Source organism: Phormidium sp. CCY1219 (assembly GCF_035615515.1).
GTDB lineage: Bacteria > Cyanobacteriota > Cyanobacteriia > Cyanobacteriales > Laspinemataceae > CCY1219.
The window spans coordinates 1-9,454 of record NZ_JAJENT010000775.1 but is presented as its reverse complement, the minus strand read 5'-3'; the positions used below and the strand labels follow the sequence as shown (position 1 = coordinate 9,454).

The window sequence follows — 9,454 nt, the reverse complement described above, 5'->3', positions numbered from 1 at the left end:
TCCCACACCCGGGCGGTGCGGTCACCTGAGGCGGTGGCCAGGGTTTTGCCGTCTGGGCTAAAACTGACGCTCAATACAGAGCGGGAATGCCCTTCTAAGCGGGCTAATTCGTTGCCCGATAAATCCCACACCCGGGCGGTGCAGTCATCTGAGGCGGTGGCCAGGGTTTTGCCGTCTGGGCTAAAACTGACGCTCGTTACCCAGTCGGAATGCCCTTCTAAGCGGTTGCGCTCTTGGATGCGGGCGAGAATTTGCTGCAAGGCGAGCATGGGGCTGGTGGCGGGATAGTCTTTCAGGGGGCGATTGTCCCGCACCAAGGTTTGCAACTGTTGGCCGATCTGCATGGCTTCGATTAATAAGTCAATTTGTGGCATCCCCGCGTCGAACTGTCGCAACACCCGGACTGCGGTTCGTTCCAGTTTGGTGCCTTGCTTGGCTTCTCTCAGCAGGCGGTCTGATTCTGCGTTCGCTTCCTCTAATTTCGCTTTCGCTTGGGCTAAGAGTTCCTTGGCTTGCCGTTCTGCGTCTAAATTCCACTGCAGACTGGCGGAGATAAAGTCTTCATCCTCCGGGCTGACACTTTTTCCGGCTTTCCAGTCCAATGCCTCGTTCAAGGCTTGACCGCGCAGCAGTCGGGAGGTATCCTGGCGGTGGGACTTTAACCAGGCGGTAATGGCTTCGCCGTAGGGGCGCAGGTTGGCCAGTTCCCGTTGCACCCAGGGGAGATCGAAGACCCGTTGGTAAATTCGGTTATACACCTGCAATTGTCCCTGGCGGTTGACCACCAAACCGCAGAGGCGTAGTTCCATTTGGTCGTCACTGCGATCGGCTCTGATGCCATTGGTATCGGATTGCAAGATGTGCTGATACAGTCCCAACAACCTGCCGGCGCGCTCTTCCCGTCGCAAAAGGCGATCGCGGATAGTTTTTAAATGCTCCGGATCGTCCTGCGCTTCCCAGTTTTCCAGTATTTTCGTCCGCACCAGTTCGGCGATCCAGTCTGTTTCGCTACCCTGGGGAGTATCATCCGCCCTCACCGCCAACTGACAAAGCTTTTGCGTCAGAAAGGGTTGTCCCGCCGTCCAGTGTAAAATTTCCCGCAACACTTGCGCCGGATTTTCCATCTTTTCCGCCAATCCCGGGATTAACGGTTGCGCTTCCGCGAAGGTAAATCCACGCAATTCGATGGGCTGACCGATATTAAATGGGGTTCGGGTTTTGTCGCGAATCAAATCAGACGGGGTTGCGACGCCAAATAAGGCAAAGGTCAGGCGCTGGTAAGCGGGATTTTGCGATCGCTGATTAAACCAATATCGAATGACCGCAAAAAAATCTTCCACTTCAAAGCTTAAGGAATTAGCGCTGTCAATTTCATCCACCAAAACAATAAATTTTTGCCCCTCGTCCGGTTGAGCAAACACCACCTCTTCAAAAAAATAAGATAGCCGTTGAGAAAAGGAAATGTCCTCTAACTCTTTCCACCAAGTTCGTTTATTAATTTTTTGAGAAAATCCCAATCCATTGACTAACTCATAAAAAATTCCCTTATACCACCCAGCAGCAGTCACGTTCTTATTCCCAATTTTAGTCAGATCGATAGAGGCACAGGTCAATCCTTCCTTTTGTAGCCTTTGCATGGTTCTCACGAGCAAACTCGATTTACCCATTTGCCGCGAGTTGAGAACGTAGCAAAAATTTCCGGCTTTCAAGCCTTCATAGAGTTCTGTATCTGCCTGTCGCACCACATAAGTTAGAGCATCTGCAGGCAAACTTCCGCCAACTTTATATGTGTTGGTTGTAGTCGGTTCCATGTTCTACGGCTTCCTTTGCGAGTCTGTGTTATACCGTTTTTCTATAACCGCGATCGGGATGGATCTCTTTAGCCCCCCTTTTCAAGGGGGGGTGGGGGGATCCAACACGATCGTTGTTTTTTTAATTGGTATTATTGAAGGAATAGTGGTTGATTGCAGGTCTCCTTTACTTCACCAGCAAGGGCTAGCTGGAGTTAACCGAAAATACATAATCCGCCAGTGGGAACATTATTAAAGGCGATCGGCAAAATACTGACGATATAACTCGCAAGCCACTCGCCACTCATTTCCTTCTAATTTAACCAACCCCAATCGGTGTAACTGATTGGCCACGTTTGGATCTAATCGCACAGACCGATGGGAAGTTATCTGCTTCATTGCTTCTGCTAAGTCGGGATTTTGTTGTAGGTTGCCTAAATGAATCCGCAAGCGATCGCCGTAAATCCCTGCTTCTGTGGCCGCCGTTTGCAAAAGTCGCTCGAAAGTCATTTCCTGCCGCTTTAGGCGAGAGATTGCCATTTGTAGCAGAGAAGGATTTCCGCCGATCGTATTCATAATTCTTTCAATTTCATCACTATTCCATTCTACTCCTTGCTGCCGTGCGAATTCTTGCACTTGTAAAGCGTTAAACTCTGGCAACTCGATTTTCTCTCCCACATTGAATGGCGACCTATTGATTTCCAAAGTAATATAAACTTCCGTAGAGTAGGATATTATTAACCGTATTTTTCGCCATTTTTCATAGTGTTTGGCAGACTCATGCCAAGCTCTCAACAAGCTAAAAAAGTCTTCCGCAATCTCCCCATGAGGAAAAATGCGATCGACTTCATCTAAAGCCAGGACAATCGGAGCATTAATTTGAGTCAATAAATACTCTTCAAAATACGAGTTACAGTTATAGTTACTCGATAACTCTTCGTCCCAATATTCTGCCAGATCGGAAGATAGCTGAAGTTGGCGACTCACGACAACGCAAAACCAGCGCAGAAAGCGATCGAGGTCTTGCAAAATGCTTCTATCTGCTAGCAATAGATTCAGAAAGACGGTTTTATAGCCGTTGTTTTTGGCATCGGAAATCATTCTCATCATTAGAGAGGTTTTCCCCATCTGCTTTGGGGTTTTGATACGAAGCAGGGAACCGGGCTGTGAAAGCATTTGAAAACATCGCTCTTCAATGGGAGGGCGTTCCATATAGCTGGAAAAATCTGATTCGGTTTCATCCGAAAATGAATCTGCTATATCCTCTACACGAGACGTATTATCCCTGGCATTCTCGAAATCTGCGATTTCGCGCAAATCTAACTCCAATCGGCGACAGATTTCCTCAAAATAGAGATTATCTACAGGTTTGCCATTCAAGAACTTGCTGATAGTAGTACGATGGTAGCCTAACTCTTCCGCCAAATGTTTCTGAGTGGGAAAGCAATTGCGCGGGAGAGCGTTTCTGACGATTTCAATGTAATCCGGGTGAACGCGGAGGGAACGTGTTGACATAACTCCTCAGTCGGTAAACTTGCTCAGATTATAATGCATTTTCTCCCGCTTGGGGGCATCTCCGACAAAACTCAGACATCCCGCTAAAGTCCGACATAAAGCCATAAACCAGCCGCTTGTACGCCGACGCAAACGCATACAGGGACCTGCTTTCATGGAATTGTAGACATTCTGAGGCAACTCCATGAACGACGAACAACGCTCCCAAACTATCAAGATTCAAACCTTAATCCGGGCGATGGAAGACCTGGATACAGCAATTTCCCTCGATCCGCAGATGCCTGTATTATATCCCATGCAGGAGGTGAACGCAGTTCCAGCACCACCGCACTCCCCCGAACTCGTCTACAGCATTCGGCTAGAAGTCTGGATCGTGCTTGTCGTCCATTTCGTGGTGTTATGGGTGATGAAGAAGCGCTAATCCACAGGCGGGGATGTTGTGCTTACCACATCCCCGTGCGAGTGGTACCCAGAGGCGGCATTTCCCGTCTCTCGATTCATGTTATCGGAGCGATCGCGTGCGACGTTCTTTTTCCTAAAATTCCCCCAAACTCTAGATACGCTGGGAGTTGACCACCCCCAGCAGTGTAGGAACGAGCCGATTATACCAGGCTCATTTCCACCAAATTGTCCGCCATATCAAAATTGGCGGTTACATTTTGCACGTCATCCAGATCATCCAAGGCATCCATCATTTTGAGGAGCGATCGCGCTTGTTCCGGGTCGGTCACTTCTACATTATTATTCGCAATCCAGCGCAGTTCCGCCCTCACAATCTCGTACCCCCGTTCTTTTAACGTTTGGTTGAGATGTTCTAAATTCGTCACTTCGGTAAACACTTCATACCCCGGCACATCTTCGTCGATTTCGGTAGCTTCATAAAACTCGGCACCGCCTTCTATGGAAGCTTCCAGCAATTCATCCTCATCTACCTCACTTTTGAGCGTCACCACGCCTTTTTGCTCGAACATCCAGCTCACGCAGCCGGTTTCCCCTAAATTGCCGCCATTTTTGCTAAAGGCAGCTCGCAAATCTGCGGCGGTGCGATTGCGGTTATCGGTGAGAGCTTCGATGAGAACCGCCACGCCCCCGGGACCGTAGCCCTCATAGCGAATTGCCTCGTAGTCGCTACCGGAATCCCAAGTACCAGCACCTTTAGCGATCGCCCGTTGGATATTATCGTTAGGAATCCCTGCTGCTTTTGCCTTATCCACCGCCGTGCGTAACTGAAAATTCGCCTCCGGGTCCGGAAGACCGCTACGTGCGGCTACGATAATCTCACGGGAAATCTTGGTGAAAGTTTTGCCTTTCACCGCATCCACTCTAGCTTTTTGCCGTTTTATATTGGCCCATTTACTGTGTCCTGCCATAGTTACACGCTTCCTTTTTCTTTCGTTACCACTTCATTTAATAGGATAAAACCTAATGTTACCGCGCCGTAGGCAATGCACCCACGGCAGGGTTTTGGCGCGAGTTCCAGTTCTCGCAAAATCGGCCTACAATCGCGCCGCACAAATGGCAGCGCCAATCAATCCCACTTGGGGATTAAGCACCACATACACCGGCACTCGTTGGAGCAACGGGGACATGCGACCTTTGTATTCAAACGCATTGAGAAACCGATTTTCGCGCTCTATCAACGGGAGAATTTTTGCGGCAATTCCCCCCGCCAGATATAGTCCCCCGTAGGGGAGGAGTTTGAGGGCGAAATTTCCCGCTTCCGCACCATATGCTTCTACAAAAAGTTGCATAGTTTGCTCGCACAGGGGGTCGGTTTTGTCGATCGCCGCTTGAGAAATAGCGGCTGGATCCATATCCGCCGCCCCCACGGTACTTCCGGCGGCGGTGGCGCGATCGCTCAAAAACTGGTAAATCGGCTGAATTCCCATCCCCGACACCACTCGTTCCACAGAAATGCGCTGCAACCCGAGGCGGCGCTGCAAGTGCTGCATGAACTCGTATTCCAGGGGAGTGCGGGGGGCGAAATCCGCATGACCCCCTTCGGTGGGATACACAAAATAATCTTCCAAATGGCGAATTAAAAACGCTTCTCCCAACCCAGTTCCCGCACCCAACACGGCGATCGGTGCAGCAGACTGGGGTTCCCCCGCTTGCAAGGTATGCAAGTCACTGGGGGATAATCCCAGCACCCCATACCCCACCGCTGCAAAATCGTTAATCAACGTCACCTGGGGAATTCCCAATTCTTGTTCCAGACGTTCGCTGGTGAGTTCCCAATTCAGGTTGCTGAGGGTAGAGGTATTGCCCACCACCGGACCGGCGATCGCGAAACAAGCGCCCCTCGGTGTGGGGGTTTCCCCCAACTCCTGACTCGCGGCGGCAAAAAACTGCCGCACGATCGGCACCAAGTCGGCATAATCTTGACTCGGATAAATCGCTTCGTAGCGGTTTTCCTGCTGCAGATTCGCGGTTGTATCGTTGCTATTGGGCATTTCCACCAAGCGCAGGAGGGTCTTGGTGCCCCCAATATCCCCAACCAATAACACTGTCATGTTTTTTGCTTTTTACTCTAATTGCTGCTGGTACTCGCTCCTCCCCGATTTTATATCCTCAAACGAAGCGAATTTCGGTTTCGGTTTGGGTCAAGTGGGAGCGATCGTGGTGGATGGCGATCGCCCATTGGTCTTTTTCCCGAACCACCTTGTACAAGCAGCACAACGCCGCACTCATCTCTTCTTGCGCCGCTTCCACCACCAATCCGATGGTGGCTCCAATCACCGAAGCCCCATGCCCCACCAGCAGGATGTCTCCGGAAAACTCATCCGCAAGGCGTCGCGCGGTTTCCCCAGCGCGCTGCACGCATCCCTCATCGGTTTCTGGATACTGGGGCACCACCCGAGAGCTGTAACTCAGGTCAATGCGCGGATACTGTTGCGCTAAGACTTCCGGCGCTTGGGTTTCCGGCATCTCGGGCATCCACTCGGCATTCAGCCATTCACATAACCCCCATTCCAATTTTAAGGGTAAATCGAGAATTTCTGCCACTTCATTTGCAGTTTGTACGGTTCGCAAGAAAGGAGAGGTGAATATATGAGTTATGCCTTCTCCCTTAAGGCGTTCTCCGAGTTCTTGCGCTTGCACGAACCCATCTTCCGATAAGGGAGGGTCGTAAGGGCGTTCTGCTGTATTAAACCACTCTGGTTTTACAAAGTCAAGTCGATTGGCGTGTCTTGCAATCCAAACCGTTTCAGACATGGGATGAGTCCATTTTTTTACGAGCAACTGATACCTGTGGAAACAACGGATGAATTGTCCCCACGCAGGCTATTCCCTCACTATACTGGGCAAGCGGCTTGATTGGCGCATTTTTCTTCATGTGTCCGGGATTACACTCCCCGCCTCCATCTATCGCAGAACGCCACAACCCGGGAGAAAATGGGCAACCGCCTGAGCGATTTTACCCTTGACTCAGGCGCGGCCCGTAGCCATCTATCTCTATTTCATTTTACTCATTATGACAGTAGCACAAACTCATTCGACTCGCTCCACCACCCCCGGAATCTACGGGATGGAACTGAAACTCCTTCGCGATACGGTTCTCAAGCAAAAACCGGTGCAATCTTCTCAACTCTCCGAGTCTGAAAAACAACCCCTTCCCGGGGGGACGATTTTACAATTGCACTCTTTTACTCCAGAGGGCGACCACGTTAAGGTAGCATTCCGCGATCGCGAATATCGCGGTCTCAATACCTGGTATGTTTATTATAAACATGCAGTGGTGATGAAAAATAGCGAAATTACTTTTCCCGATCGCATCAAACTCGCCGTTCCTTATAAGTCGCAATTGGATAATCGCCTACATCCCTATGGCAGTTGCAATACGACCAGCATTGCCATGTGTTTGGCTTATTTCGGCATTCGGGGAAATAACGCTTCTCAACAACTGGAAGATGAGCTGCAAGATTGGTTGGTTGCCCGGGGTTTAGACCGTCACGAAGCCACTCACCTCGCCCAAGCGGTGGAAGCTTATGGTGCCCGCGATCGGTTTAAAACCAATGCCTCGATTAATGAGGTGAAAGAGTGGTTGGTGCAAGGCAACCCGGCGGTGATTCACGGCTATTTTACCAGTTACGGCCATATTGTTTCCGTGGTGGGTTACAATTCTTACGGCTTTCTCGTCAACGACCCCTATGGCGAATATTGGCCGCATGGATACGATACTTCCGCCTCCGGTGCAGGCTTGAGCTATTCTTACCGCATGATTCAAGAAACCTGCATGGGTGATGGAGATTTTTGGGTTCATTTTATCTCCAAATAGGCGAATTTTGCGGTAAAATATACCGCGATTAACTCTCATAATCTCCACTAATTGTAAGGACAGGGCAACGCCCTGTCCTTACAATTATTAAACGGGAAAGGCAATTCTCTCTTTCCCCGCCCGGACAATGGAGAACGATGGTTATTTTACGATAATTGTTCCTCTAGTTGAGCGGTTCGCACGGTTAAGTTTACCACGCGATCGCCGCGCTGAATTTTGAAGTCAAGTGCCGTACCGATGCCGCTTTTATCCACAATTTCTTGCAAGCGATCGGGACGGGTCATGGGTTGCCCTTCCACTTCCAGGATGACATCTCCGCGCCGCATTCCGGCTGCTTCGGCGGGGGTATTGGGCAAGACGCGCACCACTAAAATTCCCTCAATTTCTGGCAGTAAGAAGGGGGAATTGGGGTCTTCGTTATTTTGTTTGGCCAGTTCGGGTGTTAAGCCCACCATTTGAATGCCCACATAGGGATGCGGAACTTTTTTGCCTGCGGCTAAAGTATCTTTTAAGGCTTTGGCTTTATTAATTGGAATCGCGAAACCAATGCCTCTACCATCGGCACGAATGGCGGTGTTGATGCCAATCACTTCGCCGGTGGCATTTAATAGCGGACCGCCGGAATTTCCGGGATTAATAGCGGCGTCAGTTTGCAGGAAATCGATGCGTTTGTCCGGGATACCGGCTTCGGCGGAAGAGCGATCTAAGGTGCTGATAATACCCAAGGTGACGGTGTTATCGAGTCCGAGGGGATTGCCCAGGGCGATCGCCCAATCTCCGACCCGAACTTTGGCGGAATCTCCTAACAGGGCAACGGGCAATTGTTCGCCAGTGGGATTGATTTTGACCACGGCTAAATCCGTGAGTGCATCGCTACCGCGCACTTCTCCGTCAAAGGTCCGTCCGTCTTTTAATGTTACCGTGACGCGATCGGCTTGACTGACCACATGAGCATTGGTTAAAATCAAGCCACTGCGATCGATAATGAAGCCGGATCCTTGACCCCGCTGGCGTTCTTCTTGGGGGATTTGTTGAAAAAATTCCGGTCCAAAAAAGCGCTCGAAAAATGGGTCGTTAAAGAAGGGGTCAAGGCGACGAGTAATGGTGCGTTCGGTATCGAGGCGCACCACTGCAGATCCGACGCGATCCACAGCGGCGGAAACAAAACTGTTGGGCGAAATTGGCGCTTGGGCGATCGCCTCTGTGGTGGTAACGGGTGGAGGGGGTTGGATGGCTGTAGCGACAGAAGGGGAAGAAAAAACGCGCAGGGTGCCCCAGGCGATCGCTGCACCCAAAATCAGGGTTAACAAATAGGTGCTGATTTTGAATCCAGAAGAGAAAATTTTGGAAAACCGCATCGTTTTTTACCTTGTTTTTTGCGCGATCGGTTGACAAGAATTAAGGGATTCGGTTCCTCTGGCTTTCCTCCGGTTTCCTCTGGATAGAGAAAACACTCGCAGAGCATCCGGCAAGTCGCCAGAGACCCCGATAATTTCAGCTTAAAACGAGACGAGGCGATTAGGATGCACGGACATGGGGAGATTATCCTCCTCAATTAGGTTCGGCAAACCGTACTGGCAAAAATGTGGCGATCGCTCCTAAATGGCAACAATCGCCTATCCGATTATGAATTAAACCGCTGTAACAGTTCCTCTCGTTCCAATTGCCACAATAATGGAGCAAATTCCTCTGGAGGTAACTCCAGAACTAACTCAATAATAGTTGAGAGTTCTTCATCGATAGAACCGAATCGACTTCGGAGAATGCCTTCGATAACCCGCCGTTCTCCTTGCCGTTCTCCTTGCTGAAAGGCTTTTTCTTGTTCTTGTTGGTAAAGGGGTGCTAATCTCATAATTAACGCTCTGTCTCC

The 9,454-nt window shown here is 50.1% G+C and carries 8 protein-coding genes and 1 pseudogene; 2 read left to right on the top strand and 7 right to left on the bottom strand.

Annotated elements, in window-relative coordinates:
* Positions 1-1,811, bottom strand: a 1,811-nt coding sequence (locus LKK83_RS23390) for an AAA-like domain-containing protein (RefSeq protein ID WP_324633798.1), incomplete at its 3' end; no start/stop codon positions are given.
* 231 nt (positions 1,812-2,042) lie between these two features.
* Positions 2,043-3,305 carry an AAA-like domain-containing protein gene (locus LKK83_RS23385; protein ID WP_324633797.1) on the bottom strand — a complete coding sequence of 421 codons (1,263 nt, stop codon included), beginning with the start codon at positions 3,303-3,305 and terminating at the stop codon, positions 2,043-2,045.
* Positions 3,306-3,489: 184 nt separating this feature from the next.
* On the opposite strand from LKK83_RS23385, the gene LKK83_RS23380 reads away from it, so the two are divergent.
* The gene (locus LKK83_RS23380; protein ID WP_324633796.1) at positions 3,490-3,726 is read left to right on the top strand and encodes a hypothetical protein; all 237 of its coding nucleotides are present in this window, start codon (positions 3,490-3,492) and stop codon (positions 3,724-3,726) included.
* 181 nt (positions 3,727-3,907) lie between these two features.
* Here the strand turns inward: LKK83_RS23380 and LKK83_RS23375 are convergent, their stop codons facing one another.
* From LKK83_RS23375 to LKK83_RS23365, 3 genes are all read right to left on the bottom strand, one after another.
* Positions 3,908-4,675, bottom strand: a complete 768-nt coding sequence (locus tag LKK83_RS23375; protein ID WP_324633795.1) for a YebC/PmpR family DNA-binding transcriptional regulator — start codon at positions 4,673-4,675, stop codon at positions 3,908-3,910.
* A 126-nt stretch (positions 4,676-4,801) separates the two neighbouring features.
* Positions 4,802-5,818 carry a glucokinase gene (locus LKK83_RS23370; protein WP_324633794.1) on the bottom strand — a complete coding sequence of 339 codons (1,017 nt, stop codon included), beginning with the start codon at positions 5,816-5,818 and terminating at the stop codon, positions 4,802-4,804.
* Between the two features lie 58 nt (positions 5,819-5,876).
* Complete coding sequence (locus LKK83_RS23365) at positions 5,877-6,521, bottom strand: histidine phosphatase family protein (protein ID WP_324633793.1); 645 nt, start codon at positions 6,519-6,521, stop codon at positions 5,877-5,879.
* A gap of 259 nt (positions 6,522-6,780) precedes the next feature.
* On the opposite strand from LKK83_RS23365, the gene LKK83_RS23360 reads away from it, so the two are divergent.
* Positions 6,781-7,584 carry a C39 family peptidase gene (locus LKK83_RS23360; protein WP_324633792.1) on the top strand — a complete coding sequence of 268 codons (804 nt, stop codon included), beginning with the start codon at positions 6,781-6,783 and terminating at the stop codon, positions 7,582-7,584.
* Between the two features lie 146 nt (positions 7,585-7,730).
* Here LKK83_RS23360 and LKK83_RS23355 read toward each other — a convergent pair whose 3' ends face one another.
* Both LKK83_RS23355 and LKK83_RS23350 read right to left on the bottom strand, forming a co-directional pair.
* Positions 7,731-8,942, bottom strand: a complete 1,212-nt coding sequence (locus LKK83_RS23355; protein ID WP_324633791.1) for an HhoA/HhoB/HtrA family serine endopeptidase — start codon at positions 8,940-8,942, stop codon at positions 7,731-7,733.
* A gap of 266 nt (positions 8,943-9,208) precedes the next feature.
* Positions 9,209-9,454: pseudogene (locus LKK83_RS23350) on the bottom strand (hypothetical protein); the annotation flags it as partial.

What these genes read in the sequence shown, in the direction of transcription:
- LKK83_RS23385 (WP_324633797.1), bottom strand. Translation starts at nt 3,305, where the DNA reads ATGTCAACACGTTCCCTCCGCGTTCACCCGGATTACATTGAAATCGTC.
- LKK83_RS23380 (WP_324633796.1), top strand. Translation starts at nt 3,490, where the DNA reads ATGAACGACGAACAACGCTCCCAAACTATCAAGATTCAAACCTTAATC.
- LKK83_RS23375 (WP_324633795.1), bottom strand. Translation starts at nt 4,675, where the DNA reads ATGGCAGGACACAGTAAATGGGCCAATATAAAACGGCAAAAAGCTAGA.
- LKK83_RS23370 (WP_324633794.1), bottom strand. Translation starts at nt 5,818, where the DNA reads ATGACAGTGTTATTGGTTGGGGATATTGGGGGCACCAAGACCCTCCTG.
- LKK83_RS23365 (WP_324633793.1), bottom strand. Translation starts at nt 6,521, where the DNA reads ATGTCTGAAACGGTTTGGATTGCAAGACACGCCAATCGACTTGACTTT.
- LKK83_RS23360 (WP_324633792.1), top strand. Translation starts at nt 6,781, where the DNA reads ATGACAGTAGCACAAACTCATTCGACTCGCTCCACCACCCCCGGAATC.
- LKK83_RS23355 (WP_324633791.1), bottom strand. Translation starts at nt 8,942, where the DNA reads ATGCGGTTTTCCAAAATTTTCTCTTCTGGATTCAAAATCAGCACCTAT.